21 protein-coding genes are annotated in these 20,256 nt (G+C 68.0%); 20 read left to right on the top strand and 1 reads right to left on the bottom strand.

The genetic code is table 11. The annotated features are described in order from the left end of the window. The first annotated feature begins 1 nt into the window (after window position 1). From ACX12L_RS16855 to ACX12L_RS16760, 20 genes are all read left to right on the top strand, one after another. On the top strand, window positions 2-1,006 hold the full coding sequence (locus ACX12L_RS16855) for an RluA family pseudouridine synthase (protein WP_459263610.1): 1,005 nt from the start codon (window positions 2-4) through the stop codon (window positions 1,004-1,006). Window positions 1,007-1,181: 175 nt separating this feature from the next. Next, window positions 1,182-1,853 (top strand): SMC-Scp complex subunit ScpB, encoded by a 672-nt coding sequence (gene scpB, locus ACX12L_RS16850; protein WP_459263609.1) that lies wholly within the window; start codon window positions 1,182-1,184, stop codon window positions 1,851-1,853. A gap of 1 nt (window position 1,854) precedes the next feature. Beyond that, window positions 1,855-3,213: a pseudouridine synthase gene (locus tag ACX12L_RS16845; RefSeq protein ID WP_459263608.1), complete on the top strand. Its 1,359-nt coding sequence runs from the start codon at window positions 1,855-1,857 to the stop codon at window positions 3,211-3,213. Between the two features lie 78 nt (window positions 3,214-3,291). Continuing rightward, on the top strand, window positions 3,292-3,717 hold the full coding sequence (gene ndk, locus ACX12L_RS16840) for a nucleoside-diphosphate kinase (RefSeq protein ID WP_094437761.1): 426 nt from the start codon (window positions 3,292-3,294) through the stop codon (window positions 3,715-3,717). An 87-nt stretch (window positions 3,718-3,804) separates the two neighbouring features. After that, window positions 3,805-4,929 (top strand): 23S rRNA (adenine(2503)-C(2))-methyltransferase RlmN, encoded by a 1,125-nt coding sequence (gene rlmN, locus ACX12L_RS16835; RefSeq protein ID WP_459263607.1) that lies wholly within the window; start codon window positions 3,805-3,807, stop codon window positions 4,927-4,929. Between the two features lie 28 nt (window positions 4,930-4,957). Beyond that, the gene (pilW, locus tag ACX12L_RS16830) at window positions 4,958-5,782 is read left to right on the top strand and encodes a type IV pilus biogenesis/stability protein PilW (RefSeq protein WP_459263606.1); all 825 of its coding nucleotides are present in this window, start codon (window positions 4,958-4,960) and stop codon (window positions 5,780-5,782) included. Next, complete coding sequence (locus ACX12L_RS16825; protein ID WP_459263605.1) at window positions 5,775-6,689, top strand: helix-turn-helix domain-containing protein; 915 nt, start codon at window positions 5,775-5,777, stop codon at window positions 6,687-6,689. Before pilW ends, ACX12L_RS16825 begins: the two co-directional genes overlap by 8 nt. Continuing rightward, complete coding sequence (gene ispG / locus ACX12L_RS16820; RefSeq protein ID WP_459263604.1) at window positions 6,690-7,964, top strand: flavodoxin-dependent (E)-4-hydroxy-3-methylbut-2-enyl-diphosphate synthase; 1,275 nt, start codon at window positions 6,690-6,692, stop codon at window positions 7,962-7,964. It abuts the gene before it with no gap. Between the two features lie 83 nt (window positions 7,965-8,047). Beyond that, window positions 8,048-9,337 carry a histidine--tRNA ligase gene (gene hisS, locus ACX12L_RS16815; RefSeq protein WP_459263603.1) on the top strand — a complete coding sequence of 430 codons (1,290 nt, stop codon included), beginning with the start codon at window positions 8,048-8,050 and terminating at the stop codon, window positions 9,335-9,337. Between the two features lie 15 nt (window positions 9,338-9,352). After that, window positions 9,353-10,033: a YfgM family protein gene (locus ACX12L_RS16810; protein ID WP_459263602.1), complete on the top strand. Its 681-nt coding sequence runs from the start codon at window positions 9,353-9,355 to the stop codon at window positions 10,031-10,033. Continuing rightward, complete coding sequence (gene bamB, locus ACX12L_RS16805) at window positions 10,030-11,178, top strand: outer membrane protein assembly factor BamB (protein WP_459263601.1); 1,149 nt, start codon at window positions 10,030-10,032, stop codon at window positions 11,176-11,178. The genes ACX12L_RS16810 and bamB overlap by 4 nt, the downstream gene beginning before the upstream one ends. Window positions 11,179-11,196: 18 nt before the next feature. Next, a complete protein-coding gene (gene der / locus ACX12L_RS16800) occupies window positions 11,197-12,540 on the top strand; it encodes a ribosome biogenesis GTPase Der (protein WP_459263600.1) in 1,344 nt (447 codons plus the stop codon). 77 nt (window positions 12,541-12,617) lie between these two features. Next, complete coding sequence (hfq, locus tag ACX12L_RS16795; RefSeq protein ID WP_459263599.1) at window positions 12,618-12,866, top strand: RNA chaperone Hfq; 249 nt, start codon at window positions 12,618-12,620, stop codon at window positions 12,864-12,866. A gap of 46 nt (window positions 12,867-12,912) precedes the next feature. Next, window positions 12,913-14,109, top strand: coding sequence for a GTPase HflX (hflX, locus tag ACX12L_RS16790; protein WP_459263598.1), 1,197 nt, complete (start codon window positions 12,913-12,915; stop codon window positions 14,107-14,109). 52 nt (window positions 14,110-14,161) lie between these two features. Next, window positions 14,162-15,535, top strand: coding sequence for an FtsH protease activity modulator HflK (gene hflK, locus ACX12L_RS16785; protein ID WP_459263597.1), 1,374 nt, complete (start codon window positions 14,162-14,164; stop codon window positions 15,533-15,535). Between the two features lie 9 nt (window positions 15,536-15,544). Beyond that, entirely contained in the window at window positions 15,545-16,459 is a 915-nt protein-coding gene (gene hflC / locus ACX12L_RS16780; protein WP_459263596.1) for a protease modulator HflC, read from the top strand. A gap of 27 nt (window positions 16,460-16,486) precedes the next feature. After that, window positions 16,487-16,675, top strand: coding sequence for a DUF2065 domain-containing protein (locus tag ACX12L_RS16775; RefSeq protein WP_459263595.1), 189 nt, complete (start codon window positions 16,487-16,489; stop codon window positions 16,673-16,675). 73 nt (window positions 16,676-16,748) lie between these two features. After that, window positions 16,749-17,897 carry an ATP phosphoribosyltransferase regulatory subunit gene (locus tag ACX12L_RS16770; protein ID WP_459263594.1) on the top strand — a complete coding sequence of 383 codons (1,149 nt, stop codon included), beginning with the start codon at window positions 16,749-16,751 and terminating at the stop codon, window positions 17,895-17,897. Between the two features lie 28 nt (window positions 17,898-17,925). After that, window positions 17,926-19,302, top strand: coding sequence for an adenylosuccinate synthase (locus ACX12L_RS16765; protein ID WP_459263593.1), 1,377 nt, complete (start codon window positions 17,926-17,928; stop codon window positions 19,300-19,302). A gap of 71 nt (window positions 19,303-19,373) precedes the next feature. Then, complete coding sequence (locus ACX12L_RS16760) at window positions 19,374-19,898, top strand: phosphoribosyltransferase (protein ID WP_459263592.1); 525 nt, start codon at window positions 19,374-19,376, stop codon at window positions 19,896-19,898. Here ACX12L_RS16760 and ACX12L_RS16755 read toward each other — a convergent pair. Then, on the bottom strand, window positions 19,850-20,256 hold a 407-nt coding region (locus tag ACX12L_RS16755), incomplete at its 5' end, for a hypothetical protein (protein WP_459263591.1). The two genes, ACX12L_RS16760 and ACX12L_RS16755, sit on opposite strands and share 49 nt — an antisense overlap.

Raw genomic sequence — 20,256 nt, 5'->3', positions numbered from 1 at the left:
GGTGGCAGGCGACGGGCTGCCTTGGCCGGACGAGGAGTCCGACCCGCAGCCCCCGGGCGAAAGCGCCGACGAGGCGGACGCCGAGCTGCGCGAGGTGGCCGTGCCCGCCGCGCAGCACCAGGCGCGCCTGGACAAGGCCCTGGCGGAACTGGTCCCGGAATTCTCCCGCAGCTACCTGCAGCAGCTGCTTGCGCAGGGCGACGTGCGCCTCAATGGCCAGCCCGCCGCCAAGCCTGCCCACAAGGTCAGGGCCGGCGACCAGGTGGTGGTGCGGATGCGCCCCACGCAGCAGAGCCAGGCCTTCAAGCCCGAGCGCCTGCCGCTGGACGTGATCCATGAGGACGAGCATCTGCTCGTCGTCAACAAGCCGGCGGGCCTGGTGGTGCATCCGGCGCCGGGCAACTGGAGCGGGACGCTCCTCAATGCCCTGCTCGGGCGCGACGCGCAGGCCATGCAGGTGCCGCGCGCCGGCATCGTGCACCGGCTGGACAAGGACACGAGCGGCCTCATGGTGGTGGCGCGCAATCGGGCGGCCATGGATGCCCTGGTGCGCATGATCGCGGCGCGCGAGGTGAGCCGCCAGTACCTGGCGCTGGCCTGGGGCGCGTGGTCGGGCCCGGCGCAGCGCCGCATCCAGGCGCCGATAGGGCGCGACCCGCGCAACCGCCTGCGCATGGCGGTGGTGGACCTCGGCCAGCATGCCGGCAAGGAGGCGCGCACCGACTTCGACCTGCTCGCGACCGGCGACGAGGTGTGCCTCGTCCGATGCACGCTGCACACGGGCAGGACGCACCAGATACGCGTGCACATGGCGTCCATCCGCCATCCCCTGGTGGCCGACGCCCTGTATGGCGGGGCCGTGGGCGGCCCCATGCGGCGGCAGGCCCTGCACGCCTTCCGCCTCGCCTTCGTCCACCCCGTGACCGGCAAGGCCATGGAGTTTCACGCCCCGCTGCCCGAGGACATGCGCCAGGCCCTTGATTTCTGGGGCTTGCGCTACAATTAGCGGGAACGGCGGCCCTGCCGCCGGCGCTGTGGCCTCATGCCGTTGATGCCATGCCGGCCCGGTGCGGGTGCGGCGCCATTCGCCGCAACTCCGGCGTCGCAAGTACAAATATTCTCCAACCCCAGGTAAGCGTCCCGCCATGGCGCGTGGCCGCCCTTTTTGGAACTGTTGGACCATGAATTCGGTGGAAGCCAAACGGGTTCTCGAAACTGCGCTGATCTGCGCGCCGCAGCCCGTATCGGTACGCGAGCTGCGCACCCTGTTCGACGATGCGCTGGGCTCGGATACGGTGAAGGCGCTGCTGCTGGAGTTGCAGCAGGATTGGGCGCTGCGTGGCGTGGAGCTGGTGCAGGTGGCGACGGGATGGCGATTCCAAAGCCGCCCCGAGATGCGCGAATACCTCGATCGCCTGCACCCGGAGAAACCGCCCAGGTACACGCGTGCCACATTGGAGACCCTGGCCATCATTGCCTACCGCCAGCCGGTGACGCGCGGCGACATCGAGGACATCCGGGGCGTCACGGTCAACAGCCTGATCATCAAGCAGCTGGAAGACCGGGGTTGGGTCGAGGTGATTGGCCACCGCGACACGGTGGGGCGGCCGGCCCTGCTGGCCACCACGCGGCAGTTCCTGGACGACCTGGGGCTGCAGGCGCTGGATCAATTGCCCATGCTGGAAGACCCCGGCGTGCAGGCCAATGTGCTGGATGCGCTGGGGGCTGCGGCAGATGCGCCGCAGCCGGGCGAGGAGATGGCCGTGCAGGGCGGTGGAGAGATTGCGGACGCGCCTGCCTTGGCTGCGGGTGTGATGGATGAGGACGGCGGCGACGGCGTCGCAGGAAGTTGACATGAACGATTCGAACAAGGATCTCGAGGCGGCCCAGGCGCCAGCCGAGGCACAGGTGCCCGCTTCCGCCGAGGGGCCCAAGACACGCAGGCCACGCACGCGCAAGCCTGCCGGGACGGAGGCCTCCGCAGGCCATGGGGCGGATGCGCAGCAGCAGCAGGAACCGTTGGCGCAGGCCGACGCGCCGCCCGCGCCTGCGGAAACGGTGGACAGGCCGCAGCGGCCGGAGCACCGCGATGCTGCGCGCAAGCACGGCAGGCGTGACGGCAAGCCGGCGCCGCGCGGCGATGGCTACCGCTTCGCCGACGTGGTGTCGGGAAAGCTCGACCAGGACGAGGACGACACCGAGGTGGTGCCGCACAAGCGGGTGCTGCTGCCCCAGCCGGAGAGCCCCAAGCTGCACAAGGTGCTGGCCCAGGCGGGCATGGGATCGCGGCTCGAAATGGAGCAGCTCATTCTCGAAGGGCGCATCTCCGTCAACAACGAGCCGGCCCATATCGGGCAGCGCGTGCAGTTCGGCGACCAGATCAAGGTCAACGGCAAGCCGATCCGGTTCCGGATCGCGCCCCCGCCCACGCGGGTGATCGCCTACCACAAGCCGGTCGGCGAGGTCGTGACGCACGACGATCCGCAGAACCGCCCCACGGTGTTCCGCAAGCTGCCGCGGCTGCAGCAGGGCAAGTGGCAATCGGTGGGGCGCCTGGACCTCAATACCGAGGGCCTGCTGCTGTTCACCAGTTCCGGCGAACTGGCCAACAATCTCATGCACCCCCGCTTCGGGCTGGAGCGCGAGTACGCCGTGCGCGTCCTGGGCGCCCTGAGCGACGAGGAGCGGCAGCGCCTGCTCGACGGCGTGTCGCTGGAGGATGGCGTGGCCGCCTTCGGCTCCATCGAGGATGGTGGCGGCGAAGGCGCCAACTGCTGGTACCGGGTCACGATCTCCGAGGGGCGCAACCGCGAGGTGCGGCGCATGTTCGAAGCCGTGGGGCATGCGGTGAGCCGGCTGATCCGCATCCGCTATGGCGCCATGATGCTGCCGCGCGGACTCAAGCGCGGAGCCTGGCTGGAGCTCGACGAGCACGACATCCGCGCCCTGATGCAGGCCGCAGGCGTCCCGGCCGACGCAGGGGGCGGTGCGCGCGCGGGCAGGAATGGCCGCCGCGGCGAGCGCCAGCCCATGGGCGCGAAGACGCAGGGGGAGGGGCGCGGCAAGGCCGCGGGGCGCGCAGGGCGCTCGTCCGGCAGCGCCCAGCCCGATCCGATGAAGACCTCGGTGGGATACATCGGCGCCGACAGCTTCTCGCGTCATCGCCAGCAGCAGCAACGCGGCGGCGGTGGCTCGCGCCGCGGCGGGCGCTAGGGGCTTGGCGGCACGCTAAAATGAGCGGTTTTGCCCGCGGGGCAAAAAATACCGCAACACCCTCTCTAGGAAAACCCAATGGCTATCGAACGCACTCTTTCCATCATCAAGCCCGACGCAGTCGCCAAGAACGTGATCGGCCAGATCTACGCCCGTTTCGAGGCCGCCGGCCTGAAGATCGCCGCTGCCCGCATGATCCACCTCTCGCGCGCCGAGGCCGAGCAGTTCTATGCCGTGCACAAGGAGCGCCCTTTCTTCAAGGACCTGGTGGACTTCATGATCTCCGGTCCCGTGATGGTGCAGGTGCTGGAGGGCGAGAACGCCGTCCTGAAGAACCGCGAACTCATGGGCGCGACGGACCCCAAGAAGGCCGAGGCCGGCACGATCCGCGCCGATTTCGCCGACAGCATCGACGCCAACGCAGTGCATGGCTCCGACGCCGCGGAGACCGCACAGGTCGAAGTGGCCTTCTTCTTCCCCGGCCTGAACGTCTACGCGCGCTGATGCAGTGGCTCCGTGCGCAGGGCAGGGCCGTGGCCGGCCTTGCCGCGCGCGGGGCGCACCATGTGGGCGTGGACATGCGATGACGTTATGACCACGAACCTTCTGGACCTGGACCTGGACGCCATGGCCGCCTTTTGCGAGCGGCTGGGGGAAAAGCGTTTCCGGGCCACGCAACTGTTCCGCTGGATCCACCAGCGTGGCGCGCGCGATTTCGACCAGATGAGCGATCTGGCCAAGTCCCTGCGCGAGAAACTCAAGGGCTGCGCCCATGTGTCGGGCCTGCAGGCCATCAGCGAGCATGCCTCGGCGGACGGCACGGTGAAGTGGCTGTTCGACGTGGGCGGCGGCAATGCCGTGGAGACGGTCTTCATCCCCGAGGACGACCGCGGCACCCTGTGCATCTCCTCGCAGGCGGGCTGCGCCGTCGGCTGCCGCTTCTGCTCCACGGGGCACCAGGGGTTCAGCCGCAACCTCACCACGGGCGAGATCGTCGCCCAGCTCTGGCATGCCGAGCATGTGCTGCGCCAGCGCCGCGGCGATGGCGAGCGCGTGATCTCCAACGTCGTGATGATGGGCATGGGCGAGCCGCTGCAGAACTACTCGGCCCTGGTGCCGGCGCTGCGCATCATGCTGGACGACCATGGCTACGGCCTGTCGCGCCGCAGGGTGACCGTGTCCACCTCGGGCGTGGTGCCCATGATGGACCGCCTGGGCCGGGATTGCCCCGTGGCGCTGGCCGTGTCCCTGCATGCGCCCAATGACGAGTTGCGCGACAACCTGGTGCCGCTCAACCGCAAGTACCCGCTGCGGGAGTTGCTGGCGGCCTGCCGGCGCTATCTGGAGCACGCGCCGCGTGACTTCATCACCTTCGAATACTGCATGCTCGACGGCGTGAACGACCAGCCCGAGCATGCGCGCGAATTGATAGCGCTCGTGGACCGCAAGGCGGCAGACGGCGGCGTGTCCTGCAAGTTCAACCTGATTCCGTTCAACCCGTTTCCCGCATCGGGCCTGCGCCGCTCTCCTGCGGCGGCGGTGTCGGCATTTGCCAAGCTGCTCTCCGATGCCGGCATCGTCACCACGGTGCGCAAGACCCGCGGCGACGATATCGATGCGGCCTGCGGCCAACTGGCCGGCGACGTCAAGGACCGGACGCGGGTCGGCGAGCGCATGGCCAGGCTGCGGACCATAGAGATCAAGCCCGTTACCTGAGGCTCGGTTCAACGAAGAGAGGCAATTCATGACGGTGTGGCGCACGGATCGAGGTCGGGCAGGGCGTTGGCTGTTGGCCGCCTGCGTTGCGGCGGCCGCACTGGCCGCTCTGGCGGGTTGCGCCCATCAGGCGGCGGACCCCGGGGCTGCGGAGCCGGTGGCGGGCTCCGGCGAGACGGACGTGCGGCGGCGCGCGCGCATCCGGCTGGAGCTGGCCGCCAACTACATGCAGATGGGGCAGACGGCGGTCGCGCTGGACGAGGTGCGCCAGGCCCTTGTCACGGACCCCGGCTACGCCGATGCCTACCACCTGCGCGGGTTGGTGTACATGAGCATGGGGGACCTGGCGCTTGCCGAGGACAGTCTCAAGCGCGCCCAGTCCATGAAGCCGGCCGACCCGGACATCATGCACAACTACGGCTGGCTGCAGTGCCAGCGCCAGCAGTATGAGCAGGCCAACCAGCTGTTCGAGCGCGCCCTGGCCACGCCCACTTATGCCGCGCGCAGCAAGACCCTGATGTCCCAGGGCCTGTGCCACCAGCGCGCCGGCCGCACGGCCGACGCCGAACAGACCCTGCTGCGCGCATACGAGATCGATGCCGGCAATCCGGTGGTGGGCTACCACCTGGCCTCCATCATGCTGGCGCGCGCAGAGGCCAAGCGGGCGCAGTTCTACATCCGCCGCGTCAACAACGGCGAGTTCGCCAATGCGCAGTCCCTCTGGCTGGGCATCAAGGTCGAGCGTGCGCTTGGCGACTCGGTGGCCATGCGGCAATTGGGCGATCAGCTGCACAAGCGCTTCCCCGATGCCAGGGAAACATCGGCATTCGACAGAGGGGCATTCCATGAGTGAGTCGATGGCGACACATGACGCCGACCATTCGGCGCAGGGCGCCGCGGCGCCGGCGGCCGGCGAGTCGGCCGGGGTCCTGCTGCGGCGAGTGCGCGAATCCGCGGGCGTGCACATCGGTGCGCTGGCCGGGGCCCTGAAGGTGCCCGTGGCCAAGCTGCAGGCGCTGGAGGCCGACGACCAGGACGCGTTTCCCGACGTCGTTTTCATGCGTGCGCTGGCATCGAGCGTGTGCCGGACGCTGAAGGCCGATGCCGCCCCCGTCCTGGCGCGGCTGCCCCAGGGCGGACCTGCCCAGCTTCCGCCGGACAAGGGCATCAATACCTCGTTCAAGGATCCGGTTCGCCGGGGGGGCAAGGGCGGCTCCCTGGAGCAGCCCAGGTCGCGCCTGGTGGGCATTGCCGCGCTGGCGCTGCTCGCAGCTGCACTGGCCATGGCCTTCCTGCCCCTTGGCCCGGGCGACGAGAGCGGCGAGGCCGCACCCGCCGCGCAGCAGCCGGTGGCGCCGGAGGCCCGGGAGCCCGTGGACACGGCAGCCGGGCAGCCCGGCCCGGCCGCGGCGCAGGAGGTGCCGGCGCCGGCCGCGCAAACACCGGCGGTGCCCGCGCCCGCGCCTGCGCGCGCTGCACCCGCTGCCGATGAGGCGCCCGCCGCCCAGCAGGCGCCGGCGCCCGGGGACGTGCTCGTCATCCATGCACGCGCCGAGTCCTGGGTGCAGGTGCGCAATGGCGCCGGCCGCGTGGTGCTGCAGAAGGCCCTGGCCGCCGGCGAGAGCTATTCCGCCGAGGGTTCCCCGCCATGGAGCGTGGTGGTCGGCAGGGCCGATGCGACCGACGTCGTCGTGCGCGGCCAGCCCATGGACCTGAAGGCCATTGCGCGCGAGAACGTGGCGCGTTTCGAGGTGGAGTGAATGAGCATGTCCGACACAGCGGTACCCATTGCCATGGTGGCGCCCCTTGCGCGCCGCTCGCGCCAGGCGCGCATCGCCTGGGGCAGCCGCGTCGTCACGGTGGGCGGCGACGCGCCGGTGCGCGTGCAGTCCATGACCAATACCGACACGGTGGACGCGATCGGCACGGCCATCCAGGTCAAGGAGCTGGCGCAGGCCGGCTCCGAGTTCGTGCGCATCACGGTGAACACGCCGGAGGCCGCCGCGGCCGTGCCCTACATCCGCGAGCAGCTCGACCGCATGGGCGAGAGCGTGCCCCTGGTGGGCGACTTCCACTACAACGGCCATCGCCTGCTGACCGAGTTCCCGGACTGCGCGCAGGCGCTGTCCAAGTACCGCATCAACCCCGGCAACGTGGGTAAGGGCGACAAGCGCGACAAGCAGTTCGGCCAGATGATCGAGGCGGCGATGCGCTGGGACAAGGCCGTGCGCATCGGCGTCAACTGGGGCAGCCTGGACCAGGAGCTGCTGGCCCATCTGATGGACGCCAACAGCCGGCGGGCCGAGCCCTGGGATGCGCGCCAGGTCATGTACGAGGCGCTGATCACCTCGGCCATCGAATCGGCGCGCCGCGCCGAGGCCATGGGCCTCGCGGGCGAGCAGATCATCCTCTCGTGCAAGGTCAGCGGCGTACAGGACCTGATCGCCGTGTACCGCGAGCTGGCCCGGCGCTGCGACTACGCGTTGCACCTGGGCCTGACCGAGGCCGGCATGGGCACCAAGGGCATCGTGGCCTCGACCACGGCGCTGTCCATCCTGCTGCAGGAGGGCATAGGCGACACGATCCGCGTGTCGCTCACGCCCCAGCCCGGCGAGGCGCGCACCCAGGAGGTGGTCGTGGCCTCCGAGATCCTGCAGTCGCTGGGGCTGCGCGCCTTCGTGCCCAGCGTGACCGCCTGCCCCGGGTGCGGCCGCACCACCAGCACCACCTTCCAGGAACTGGCCAAGCAGATCGACGACTACCTGCGCGCGCAGATGCCCGTGTGGCGCATGCGCTACCCCGGCGTGGAGCGGCTCAAGGTGGCGGTCATGGGCTGCATCGTCAACGGCCCGGGCGAGAGCAAGCACGCCGACATCGGCATCAGCCTGCCGGGCACCGGCGAGGCGCCCGCGGCGCCGGTGTTCATCGACGGCGAGAAGGCGCTGACCCTGCGCGGGGACAACATCGCCCGGGAGTTCCAGGACATCGTCAACGACTACATCGCCAAGCGCTTCGGGGCGGGCGCCGACGCGTAGCAGTGCAATAAAAACAATAGCTTCTGGCGCTTGCTGGATAAGCGCTGGAGGCCAATTTCATTCAAATAGAAGATCTACACAAGATGCAGAAGCTGGTTGCCATCAAGGGCATGAACGACATCCTGCCGCCCGAGTCGGCGCGCTGGGAATGGCTGGAGGACACGGTGCGCACGCTGATGGCGCGCTACGCCTACCGCAACATCCGCACCCCCATCGTCGAGCCCACGCCGCTGTTCGTGCGCGGCCTGGGCGAGGTGACCGACATCGTCGAGAAGGAGATGTACTCCTTCGAGGACCGCCTGAACGGCGAGCAGCTCACGCTGCGCCCCGAGGCCACGGCCGGCGTGGTGCGCGCCGTGGTCGAGCATTCCATGCTGTACGACGGCGGCAAGCGTCTGTACTACATGGGCCCCATGTTCCGCCACGAGCGGCCCCAGCGCGGGCGCTACCGCCAGTTCCACCAGATCGGCGCCGAGGCCCTGGGCTTCCCGGGCGCCGAGGCCGATGCCGAGATCATCCTGCTCGCCCACGCGCTGTGGGCCGAGCTGGGCCTGAAGGACGTGCGCCTGGAGCTCAACAGCCTGGGCCAGCCCGACGAGCGCCGCGCCCACCGCGCGGCGCTGATCGCGCACCTGGAGCAGCACCAGGACGTGCTCGACGAGGACGCGCGCCGGCGCCTGCACAGCAACCCGCTGCGCATCCTGGACACCAAGAACCCCGCCATGCAGGCCGTCGTGGAGGCCGCGCCGCGGCTCATCGACTTCCTGGGCGAGGCGTCGCTGAAGCATTTCGAGACCGTCAAGGCCATCCTGGACGCCAATGGCGTGGCCTGGAGCCTCAACCCGCGCCTGGTGCGCGGCATGGACTACTACAACCTCACGGTGTTCGAGTTCGTCACCGACCAGCTCGGCTCGCAGGGCACGATCTGCGGCGGCGGCCGCTATGACTACCTGATCGAGCAGATCGGCGGCAAGCCGGCACCCGCCGTGGGCTGGGCCCTGGGCGTGGAGCGCGTGCTGGAACTCATCAAGGAGCAGGAGGCGCAGGCGCCCCGGCCCGCGGCCGATGCCTATGCCATCGTGCCCGACGCGTCCGCGCTGCCCGCGGTCATGGCGGCCCTGCAGCGGCTGCGCGCGCTGGGCGTGTCGGTGCAGATGCACAGCTCCACGGCGGCGGGCGAGGGCATGGGCAGCATGAAGTCGCAGTTCAAGAAGGCCGACGCCAGCGGCAGCCGCTTCGCCCTGGTCTTCGGCGCCGACGAGATGGCGCGCGGCGCCGTCACCATCAAGCCCCTGCGCGACGGCGGCGAGCAGGTCGAGCGCCCGCTGGCCGCCCTGGCGGACTGGGCCGCCAGCCTACAATCGCCGCGCTGAACGGAAACCCCCAACATGGCCAACAACTTCGACCTTCAAGAACAAGAACAGCTCGACGAGCTCAAGCACTTCTGGAACACCTGGGGCACGCCCATCACCTGGGTGCTGGTCCTCGTCATGGGCGGGTTCGCCGCGTGGAATGGCTACCAGCTGTGGCAGAGCCGCCAGGCCCAGCAGGCCACGGCCCTGGTGGAGGCCGTGGAACTGGCCGCGCAGTCGGGCGACCTGGCGCGCGTGGAGCAGGCCTTCGGCGACCTGAAGTCCGGCTACGGCGGCACCATCCAGGCCGGCCAGGCGGGCCTGCTGGCGGCCAAGGCCCTGGCCGATGCCGGCAAATGGGACGCCGCCAAGGGCGTGCTGGCCTGGGTGGCGGAAAAGGCTTCCGACGAGGGCTACATGGCCCTGGCCAGGCTGCGCCTGGCAGGGGTGCTGATCGAGGAGAAGGCCTACGACGAGGCGCTGGCCCAGCTGTCGGCGCGTTTCCCGTCCGAGTTCGCCGGCACCGTCGCCGACCGCAAGGGCGACGTGCTCGCGCTGCAGGACAAGAAGCAGGAGGCGATCGCCGAATACCGGCGCGCCTACCAGGCCCTCGACGCGGGCATCGAATACCGGCGCCTGGTGGAGGCCAAGCTCAACGCCCTGGGCGCGCAGGCCGAGGCGGTGGCCTCGGCCGCACCCGCGGGAGGTGCGCAGTGAGCGCGGCGCGCAGGAGCTGCCGGGCCCTGTGGGGCGCGCTCGCGCTGGCGGGCCTGCTCGGCGTGAGCGGCTGTTCGCTGTGGGGCGGCTCCTCGAAGCCCAAGCCCGCCGAACTCGGCCCCAACGTCCCCGTGCTCGGCGTGCGCCAGGCCTGGACGGCCCGGATCGGCGCCGTGGAGGGGGTATCGCTCGACGTCCACGTGAACGGCAGCGTGGTCACGCTGGCGTCCGCCAATGGCGAGATCGCCGCGATCGACGCACGCACGGGCGGCGACGTCTGGCGCACCCAGCTCAACCTGCCGCTGGCATCGGGCGTGGGCAGCGACGGCCGGTGGAGCGCCGTGGTGTCCAGGAACGCCCAGGTCGTGGTCCTCGACGGCGCGCGCGAAATCTGGCGCAAGCCCCTGCAGGCGCAGGCCTATACGGCGCCGCTGGTGGCGGGCCATCGCGTGTTCGTGCTGGCCGCCGACCGCTCCATCACCGCCTTCGATGCGGCCACCGGCTACCAGCTGTGGCGCCAGCAGCGCCCGGGCGAGCCGCTGATCCTGCGCGAGGGCGGCGTCCTGATGGCGGTGGGCGACACCCTGGTGGCCGGCCTGTCGGGGCGCCTGGTGGGCTTCAATCCGGACAACGGCGTGGTGCGCTGGGAGGCGCCCCTGGCGAGCCCGCGCGGCACCAACGACGTGGAGCGCCTGGTCGAGATCGTGGGCCGCACCAGCCGTGTCGGCGACGGCGTGTGCGCGCGGGCCTTCCAGGCCACCGTGGGCTGCATCGATGCCGGGCGCGGCACGGTCCTGTGGACCCAGCCCGCCAGCGGCAGCGAGGGCATCGACGGGGACGGCAGCATGTTGTTCGGCACGGAGAGCAATGGCACGGTCGCCGCTTGGCGCCGCGCCGATGGCGTGCGCGCATGGACGTCCGAGAGGCTGCAGTTCCGCAAGTTGACGGCGCCTTTGCTGCTCGGCCGCTCGGTGGTCATCGGCGACGACACGGGGCTGGTGCATCTGCTGTCGCGCGAGGACGCCGCGCCGCTCAACCGGCTGACGACGGATGGCTCGGCCATCGCGGCGTCGCCTGTGGCCGCCGGCGACACCCTGGTGGTGGTGACGCGCAAGGGCGGTGTCTACGGCTTCCGCCCGGACTGATCGATATAGGACGCTGGGATGAAACCGGTCATCGCCCTGGTGGGGCGGCCCAACGTGGGCAAATCCACCCTGTTCAACCGCCTGACCAAGTCGCGCGACGCCATCGTGGCCGACTTCGCCGGCCTCACGCGCGACCGCCACTATGGCAACGGCCGCCAGGGTAAGCACGAATTCATCGTCATCGACACGGGAGGCTTCGAGCCCGACGCATCCAGTGGCATCTACCGCGAGATGGCCAAGCAGACCCAGCAGGCCGTGGCCGAGGCCGATGTGGTGATCTTCGTCGTGGACGTGCGCGGCGGCCTCTCGGCGCAGGACCACGACATCGCCAAGTACCTGCGCCGCCTGGGCAAGCCCTGCGTGCTGGCCGGCAACAAGGCCGAGGGCATGCAGGACAGCGCCCACCTGGCCGAGTTCTACGAGCTGGGCCTGGGCGAGGTGCACCCCGTCTCGGCCGCGCATGGCCAGGGCGTGCGCAGCCTGGTGGAACTGGCGCTCAAGCCCCTGGCCCTGCCCGAGATGGACGAGGGCGACGCCGTCGCCGAGGCCAACGTCATACGCCTTGCCGTGGCGGGGCGCCCCAACGTGGGCAAGTCCACGCTGATCAACACCTGGCTCGGCGAAGAACGCCTGGTGGCCTTCGACATGCCGGGCACCACGCGCGACGCCATCTCGGTGCCCTTCGAGCGCAATGGCCAGAAATTCGAGCTGATCGACACCGCAGGCCTGCGCCGCAAGGGCAAGGTGTTCGAGGCGATAGAGAAGTTCTCTGTCGTCAAGACCCTGCAGGCCATCGAGTCGGCCAACGTGGTGCTGCTGCTGCTCGATGCGACCCAGGGCGTGACGGACCAGGATGCGCACATCGCGGGCTACATCCTGGAGAGCGGCCGCGCCGTGGTCATCGCCGTGAACAAATGGGACGCGGTGGACGACTATGGCCGCCAGCAGCTCGAACGTTCCATAGAAACGCGCCTGTCCTTCCTCAAGTTCGCCCCGCTGCACTTCATCTCGGCCATGAAGCGCCAGGGCATAGGGCCGCTGTGGGCCTCCATCGTGCAGGCCTACAAGTCCGCCAACCGCAAGATGCCCACGCCGGTGCTGACCCGGCTGCTCCAGGAGGCTGTGCAGTTCCAGAGCCCCAAGCGCTCCGGCATGTTCCGGCCCAAGCTGCGCTATGCGCACCAGGGCGGCATGAATCCTCCGGTGATCGTGATCCACGGAAACTCCCTGGAGCATGTCACGGACGCCTACAAGCGCTTTCTCGAAGGACGGTTCCGCAAGGAGTTCGACCTCGTCGGGACGCCGCTGCGCATAGAGCTCAAGAGCTCCAGCAATCCGTACGCCGACAAGCACGAATCCTGATCCCCTGAGCCGCGTACGGCACCCTGACTGTGGTAAGGTGCCGGTTTACAACAACACTCTTGAACACGGAGAATATCGTGAGCAATAAAGGTCAGCTTCTTCAAGATCCCTTCCTGAACGCGCTGCGTCGCGAGCATGTGCCGGTATCCATCTACCTGGTGAACGGCATCAAGCTGCAGGGTCAGATCGAATCCTTCGACCAGTACGTGGTGCTGCTGCGCAACACGGTGACCCAGATGGTCTACAAGCACGCCATCTCCACGATCGTTCCGGGCCGCGCCGTCAACTTCTCGACGGCCGAGGCCGCCGACGGGGACGGCCAATAAGCCCGCGCCGCAGCCCGAGGCTGCAACCGGGGCGCAAGCGCTTCGCATGCAAGGGCCTGCAGCCTTGAGTTCCAACCCATCGCCCGATACCGATTTCACGCCGGTCCTCCTGGTCGGCGTGGATTTCGGCCTTCCCCATTTCGACGCCGAGTTGCAGGAACTGGGGCTGCTGGCCCAGACGGCGGGCCTGAAGCCGGTGGCGCGCCTGACCTGCAAGCGCAAGGCCCCCGACGCCGCCCTGTTCGTGGGCAGCGGCAAGGCCGGCGAGATCCAGACCCTGGCGCAAATGCATGGCGCCAAGGAGGTGCTGTTCGACCAGGCCCTGAGCCCGGCACAGCAGCGCAACCTCGAGCGCCATCTGCAGATGCCGGTCAACGACCGGACGTTGCTCATCCTGGAAATCTTTGCCCAGCGCGCCCGCAGCCATGAGGGCAAGCTGCAGGTGGAACTGGCGCGGCTGCAGTACCTGAGCACGCGGCTGGTGCGGCGCTGGTCGCACCTGGAGCGCCAGCGCGGCGGTATCGGCACGCGTGGCGGCCCGGGCGAGACGCAAATCGAACTCGACCGCCGCATGATCGGCGAGGCCATCAAGCGCACCCGCGAGCGGCTCGTCAAGGTCAAGCGCCAGCGGGCCACGCAGCGCCGCCAGCGCGAGCGCCGTGACACGTTCAACATATCGCTGGTCGGCTACACCAATGCCGGCAAGTCCACGCTGTTCAACGCCCTGGTGAAGGCCCGGGCGTATGCCGCCGACCAGCTGTTCGCCACGCTCGATACCACGACGCGCCAGCTCTACCTGGGCGAGGCCGTGGGATCGGTGTCCCTGTCCGATACGGTGGGCTTCATCCGCGATCTGCCCCATGGCCTGGTGGATGCCTTCCAGGCCACGCTCCAGGAGGCGGTCGATGCCGATCTGCTGCTGCATGTGGTGGATGCCGCCAACCCCGGCTACCCCGAGCAGATCGCGCAGGTGCAGCGGGTGCTGGCCGAGATCGGCGCGGCGGAGATTCCGCAGCTGCTCGTGTTCAACAAGTTCGATGCCATGCCCGCCGAGACCAGGCCCGCACGGCTGCAGGACATGTATGAACTCGACGGGCGCCAGGTGCCGCGCATCTTCGTGAGCGCCCGCCAGGGCGAGGGAATCCCGGCACTGCGCGAACTGCTGGCCCACATGGCCCAGGAAGCCGCGGCGCGCGACATGACCCCTGGCGAGACTGCTGAATTACCAGGCCCTCCGGACTGATTGGGCACAATGCCGGACGTTACAGGTGTACAGAGAACAAGAGAACTTGCGCATGAACCTTCATAACCGCGCCTCCCGCTGGGCATTGCTGCCCGAGCGCATCCGGGGGATGTTCAACCTCAACGACCCGCGCTGGGGCCGTGGGGACGACAAGGGCGAAGGGGGCCAACGCCCGGAGCCGGAGCGCCCTTCCACGGACCAGCCGCAGGGTGGCCGAGGGCGTGGGCAGAACTCCTCGGGCCAGCCGCCCGACCTCGACGAGCTCTGGCAGGACCTGAACCGCAAGCTGGGCGGCCTTTTTGGCGGGCGCAATGGCGGTGGCCGCGGGTCGGCACCGGGCGGCGGCAATGGCGGCGGCTTTCAGCCCGACATGAAGAACGCCGGCGTGGGCGTGGGCCTGATCGCCGTCATTGCCGTCCTGATCTGGCTGGGCACGGGCTTCTTCATCGTGCAGGAAGGCCAGCAGGCCGTGATCACCCAGTTCGGCAAATACAAAAGCACGGTCAATGCCGGCTTCAACTGGCGCCTGCCTTATCCCATCCAGCGCCACGAGCTGGTGTTCGTGACCCAGATCCGCTCGGTGGACGTGGGGCGTGACACCATCATCAAGAGCACGGGGCTGCGCGAATCCGCCATGCTGACGGAGGACGAGAACATCGTCGAGATCAAGTTCGCCGTGCAGTACCGCCTGAATGACGCGCGCGCGTGGCTGTTCGAGAGCCGCAACCCGGCCGATGCCGTGGTGCAGGTGGCCGAAACGGCGGTGCGCGAAGTCGTGGGCAAGATGCGGATGGACACGGCGCTCGCCGAGGAGCGCGACCAGATCGCCCCGCGCGTGCGCAATCTGATGCAGACCATCCTGGACCGCTACAAGATCGGCGTGGAGGTGGTCGGCATCAACCTGCAGCAGGGCGGCGTGCGCCCGCCCGAGCAGGTCCAGGCGGCATTCGACGATGTGCTCAAGGCCGGCCAGGAGCGCGAGCGTGCCAAGAACGAAGCGCAGGCCTATGCGAACGATGTGGTTCCGCGCGCGGCCGGCACGGCATCGCGGCTCGCGGAAGAGGCCGCCGCTTACAAGGCCCGTGTCGTGGCACAGGCGCAAGGCGATACGCAGCGTTTCAGCGACATCCTGACCGAATACCAGAAGGCGCAGCAGGTGACCCGCGACCGCATGTATATCGAAACCATGCAGCAGATCTACAGCAACGTCACCAAGGTCCTGGTGGAGTCGCGCCAGGGTTCGAACCTGCTGTATCTGCCGCTCGACAAGATCATGCAGAGCGTGTCGCAGACGCCGCCCGCCGCGGCGCACGAAGCACCGCCGGCAGCCGGCTCCGGCAGCGTGCCGCCGGCATCGTCTTCCCAATTCCAGGGCGACACCCGTTCGCGCGACGCCAGCCGCTCGCGCGAGCGCGAGTCCCGATAGGAGATCCGTGTGAACAGAATCGGATTCATTGCCTCGACCCTTCTCGTGCTGCTGGCGCTGGCCAGCTCCATGATGTTCGTGGTGGACCAGCGGCAGTTCGGCGTGGTGTATGCCCTGGGCCAGATCAAGGACGTGCTCACCGAGCCGGGCCTGTACTTCAAGCTGCCGCCCCCGTTCCAGAACGTGCGCTACATCGACAAGCGCCTGCTGACGCTGGACAGCTCGGATACCGAGTCCATGCTGACGGCGGAGAAGCAGCGCGTGGTGATCGACTGGTATGTGCGCTGGCGCATCAGCGAGCCGTCGGAATACATCCGCAACGTGGGGCTGGACGAGAACGCCGGCGCCCTGCAGCTCAACCGCGTGGTGCGCAACGCGTTCCAGGAAGAGGTCAACCGCCGCACCGTCAAGGAACTGCTGTCGGTCAAACGCGATGCGCTCATGTCCGACGTCAAGCGCGAGGTGCTGGAGGCCGTGCGCGGCGCCAAGCCCTGGGGCGTGGACGTGGTGGACGTGCGCATCACCCGCGTGGACTATGTGGAGGCGATCACCGAGTCGGTGTACCGCCGCATGGAGGCCGAGCGCAAGCGCGTGGCCAATGAATTGCGCTCCACCGGTGCCGCCGAGGGCGAGAAGATCCGCGCCGATGCCGACCGTCAGCGCGAAATCATCATCGCCAATGCCTACCGCGATGCGCAGAAGGTCAAGGGCGAAGGCGATGCCGAAACCTCGCGGCTGTATGCCCAGGCCTTCGGCCGCGACCCCCAGTTCGCGCAGTTCTACCGCAGCCTCGAGGCCTACAAGGCGAGCTTCAATCGCAAGAGCGACCTGGTGGTGCTCGATCCGTCGTCCACCGAGTTCTTCAAGGCCTTCCGCGGTGCGGGGGCCGGAGCAACTGCGCCTGCAGCGCCGCGCAAGCCCTGATTGCGCTGAGGCTGGGCGGAAGCACCCATGGATTGGGAAGCCAGCTTTTGGGCGGCCCTGGGCCTGGTTCTGGTGATCGAGGGGGTCTTCCCCTTCATATCCCCCGCGGGCTGGCGGCGCATGTTCACGCAGATCCTGCAGTTGCGCGACGGGCAGATCCGCTTCTGCGCGCTGCTGAGCATCGCCGCGGGTGGCCTGGTGCTTCTGCTCCTGTAGCCGTTGCGTCATCCGGCAGGGATGCCCTTCACCGAGCCGGTAGAATCGTCTTTTTAACAGCCTCCCCCCTCCCATGTCTGCCTGGGTCCTGCCGGATCACATTGCCGATGTTTTGCCCTCCGAGGCGCGGCACATCGAAGAACTTCGCCGCGGGCTGCTGGATACGGCCTGCAGTTACGGATACGAGTTGGTCATGCCTCCCTTGCTGGAGCATCTGGACTCGCTGCTGACCGGTACCGGCGAGGCGCTGGACCTGCAGACCTTCAAATTGGTGGACCAGCTCTCGGGCCGCTCTCTGGGCTTGCGTGCGGATACCACGCAGCAGGTGGCGCGCATCGACGCCCATCTGCTGAACCGGCGCGGCGTGACGCGGCTGTGCTATTGCGGCCCTGTGCTGCACACGCGGCCGGACCGCCCCCACGCGACGCGTGAGCCGCTGCAGTTCGGCGCGGAAATCTACGGGCACCCGGGCATCGAGGCCGATATCGAGGCCGTTCTGCTGTCGCTGGAGTGCCTGCGCAGCGCGAATGTGCAGGACGTCAGCGTGGATCTGGCCGACGTGCGCATCGTGCGCAGCCTGCTCGCCGGTCTGCCGGTAGGCCTTCAGACACTGGCCAGGGTGCATGCGGCGCTGGCTGCCAAGGACGCCAGCGAACTGGCCACCCTCGCGCGCGACTTCCCCGCGAACGCGCGCGAGGGGCTGCTCGCCCTGCTGCAGCTGTATGGCGACGCCTCCGTGCTGGATGAGGCTGAAATCGCACTCAAATCCATATCTGGCGTGCGCCAGGCGCTATCGGATTTGAGATCCATTGCGGCACGCGTGCAAAGCGCACGGGTGACGTTCGATCTGGCCGATCTGCGCGGGTATGCGTACTACAGTGGCGCGCGCTTTGCAGTCTATGCCCAGGGGGCGAGCGATGCCCTCGTGCGTGGCGGGCGCTATGACGAGGTGGGCGCGGTTTTCGGGCGCAACCGTCCGGCGGCGGGCTTCAGCCTGGACGTCAAGCAACTGGTCGGCGTGGTCTCGCCGCGTCCGCTCAAGGCCGCCATCCGGGCGCCCTGGGGAGAGGCCCAGGATGTCAATGCCGCGATCGCTGCCTTGCGCCAGCAGGGCGAGACCGTGGTGTGCATGCTGCCGGGTCATGGCAGCGAGGTCGATGAATTCCACTGCGACCGTGAATTGGTCCAGGTGGGAGGGCGTTGGGTCGTCCGGGCCCTTTGAATTTTTCTGCATTTGAATCGGGTTTGACATGAAAGCAAGCAAGGGTCGCAACGTCGTCGTGGTCGGCACCCAGTGGGGCGACGAGGGCAAGGGCAAACTGGTGGACTGGCTGACCGAAAGCGCGCAGGGCGTCGTGCGCTTCCAGGGCGGGCACAACGCGGGCCACACGCTGGTCATCAACGGCGTCAAGACGGCGCTGCACCTGATCCCCAGCGGCATCATGCGCCCCGGCGTGAAGTGCTATATCGGCAATGGCGTGGTGCTGTCGGCGGCCAAGCTGTTCGAGGAAATCGAGGGGCTGGAAAAGGCCGGCGTCGAGGTGCGCCCGCGCCTGCGCATTTCCGAGGCCTGCCCCCTGATCCTGCCGTTCCATGCGGCGCTCGACGTAGCCCGCGAGGCCGCGCGCGAGCACGGCGGCGTCGAGAAGATCGGCACCACCGGACGCGGCATCGGCCCGGCCTACGAGGACAAGATTGCACGCCGCGCGCTGCGCGTGCAGGACCTCAAGTATCCGGAGCGCTTCGCGGCCAAGCTGCGTGAACTGCTGGCCTTGCACAACCATGTGCTGACCACCTTCCTGGGCTCGGGCGGCTTCCAGTTCAGCGATGCGCTCACGCCCTACATCAAGGACGGGCAGGTGCAGTTCGAGCCGGTCTTTGCCGAAGCCATGCGCCATGCCGAAATGCTCAAGCCGATGATGGCCGACGTGTCGCGCGAACTCAACGAAGCCCACGCGGCCAGTGCCAACCTGCTGTTCGAAGGCGCCCAGGGCACGCTGCTGGATGTGGACCACGGCACCTATCCCTATGTGACGTCGAGCAACTGCGTGGCGGGCAATGCCGCCGCGGGCTCGGGCGTGGGCCCCGGCCTACTGCACTACATCCTGGGCATCACCAAGGCTTATTGCACGCGCGTCGGTGGCGGCCCGTTCCCCACGGAGCTGGACTGGGAAACGCCGGGCACGCCGGGCTATCACATGAGCACCGTGGGGGCCGAAAAAGGCGTGACCACGGGTCGCAGCCGGCGCTGTGGCTGGTTCGACGCGGCCCTGCTCAAGCGCAGTGCGCAGGTCAACGGCCTGTCGGGGCTGTGCATCACCAAGCTGGATGTGCTCGATGGCCTGCCGGAACTGTGGTTGTGCGTGGGCTATGAGCTCGATGGCGAGCGCCTGGACCTGCTGCCCATGGGCGCCGAGGAGATCGCCCGCTGCCAGCCCATCTACGAAAAGATGGGCGGATGGACGCAGTCCACGGTCGGGGTGACGTGCTATGACGACCTGCCGGCCAACGCCCGCCGCTATCTGGAGCGTATCGAGCAGGTGACGGGCGTGCCCATTGCCATGGTCTCGACCAGTCCCGACCGCGATCACACCATCCTGATGCACAACCCCTATGCCGCAGCATAAGGAAATCCGAAGAAATATGGCCATGGTGCATGCGTATAAAGCGTCGATAGCTATCAACTGAGGAGCAATGAATGCTGACAGAAGACGGTAAGCATCTCTATGTGAGCTATGACGAGTACCACAGCCTCATCGAAAAACTGGCATTGAAGGTGTACCAGTCCGGCTGGGAGTTCGACACCATCCTGTGCTTGGCTCGCGGAGGCTTGCGTCCTGGCGACATCCTGAGCCGCATTTTCGACAAGCCTCTTGCCATCATGTCCACCAGTTCCTACAGGGCAGAGGCGGGCACCGTGCAGGGGCATCTGGACCTTGCGCGCTTCATCACCACGCCCAAGGGGGAAATCGCCGGGCGAGTGCTGTTGGTGGATGACCTGGCGGACTCGGGGCACACGCTGAACGCCGTGGTCCGCATGCTCAGGAGCAACTACGCGCCCATCACCGAACTGCGCAGTGCCGTGATCTGGACCAAGGGGCTGTCGACCTTCACTCCGGACTACTCCGTGGAGTTCCTGCCTACCAACCCATGGATCCATCAGCCTTTCGAAGGCTACGACAGCCTGACGCCGGACAAGCTGGTGGAAAAATGGCGCTGGTAAGTCCTTCGTTCTGAAAAGAGGGCCGGCGAGCCAAACATGAGGGATTTTTCCGCTATACTTGCGGGCTTGCTGCAGCGAAAGCCAGTTCCCAGCCGGGACTTGATGGCTGCGGCGAGAAGGAAAGAAATTTCCTTGCCTGGAGTAGTCAGGAGGTTCAAAACCGATGTATACTTCAAGGCTTCGCTGGCGGAGGCGGACTGTTGTCGAGAGATGGTGGTTTGCGAAGTTGGCGGGGGTCGAAAGACCACAAAGTTTGACAGGTCTTTAAAAAACGTGTCATAATTCAAGGCTTCGCTGATCGCAGCGAAGTTTGGAAGTTGAAAGAGATTTTGGCTTCCCGGATCGTTAAAAACATACA

This window comes from Alicycliphilus sp. T452 (assembly GCF_054512775.1).
The sequence above is the reverse complement of the archived record's forward strand: the minus strand, read 5'-3'. Positions and strand labels throughout refer to the sequence as shown.

Bases quoted from the DNA above. Each gene is read 5' to 3' on its own strand.
- scpB (WP_459263609.1), top strand. From the start codon at position 1,182: ATGAATTCGGTGGAAGCCAAACGGGTTCTCGAAACTGCGCTGATCTGC.
- ACX12L_RS16845 (WP_459263608.1), top strand. From the start codon at position 1,855: ATGAACGATTCGAACAAGGATCTCGAGGCGGCCCAGGCGCCAGCCGAG.
- ndk (WP_094437761.1), top strand. From the start codon at position 3,292: ATGGCTATCGAACGCACTCTTTCCATCATCAAGCCCGACGCAGTCGCC.
- rlmN (WP_459263607.1), top strand. From the start codon at position 3,805: ATGACCACGAACCTTCTGGACCTGGACCTGGACGCCATGGCCGCCTTT.
- pilW (WP_459263606.1), top strand. From the start codon at position 4,958: ATGACGGTGTGGCGCACGGATCGAGGTCGGGCAGGGCGTTGGCTGTTG.
- ACX12L_RS16825 (WP_459263605.1), top strand. From the start codon at position 5,775: ATGAGTGAGTCGATGGCGACACATGACGCCGACCATTCGGCGCAGGGC.
- ispG (WP_459263604.1), top strand. From the start codon at position 6,690: ATGAGCATGTCCGACACAGCGGTACCCATTGCCATGGTGGCGCCCCTT.
- hisS (WP_459263603.1), top strand. From the start codon at position 8,048: ATGCAGAAGCTGGTTGCCATCAAGGGCATGAACGACATCCTGCCGCCC.
- ACX12L_RS16810 (WP_459263602.1), top strand. From the start codon at position 9,353: ATGGCCAACAACTTCGACCTTCAAGAACAAGAACAGCTCGACGAGCTC.
- der (WP_459263600.1), top strand. From the start codon at position 11,197: ATGAAACCGGTCATCGCCCTGGTGGGGCGGCCCAACGTGGGCAAATCC.
- hflX (WP_459263598.1), top strand. From the start codon at position 12,913: ATGCAAGGGCCTGCAGCCTTGAGTTCCAACCCATCGCCCGATACCGAT.
- hflK (WP_459263597.1), top strand. From the start codon at position 14,162: ATGAACCTTCATAACCGCGCCTCCCGCTGGGCATTGCTGCCCGAGCGC.
- ACX12L_RS16775 (WP_459263595.1), top strand. From the start codon at position 16,487: ATGGATTGGGAAGCCAGCTTTTGGGCGGCCCTGGGCCTGGTTCTGGTG.
- ACX12L_RS16770 (WP_459263594.1), top strand. From the start codon at position 16,749: ATGTCTGCCTGGGTCCTGCCGGATCACATTGCCGATGTTTTGCCCTCC.
- ACX12L_RS16765 (WP_459263593.1), top strand. From the start codon at position 17,926: ATGAAAGCAAGCAAGGGTCGCAACGTCGTCGTGGTCGGCACCCAGTGG.
- ACX12L_RS16760 (WP_459263592.1), top strand. From the start codon at position 19,374: ATGCTGACAGAAGACGGTAAGCATCTCTATGTGAGCTATGACGAGTAC.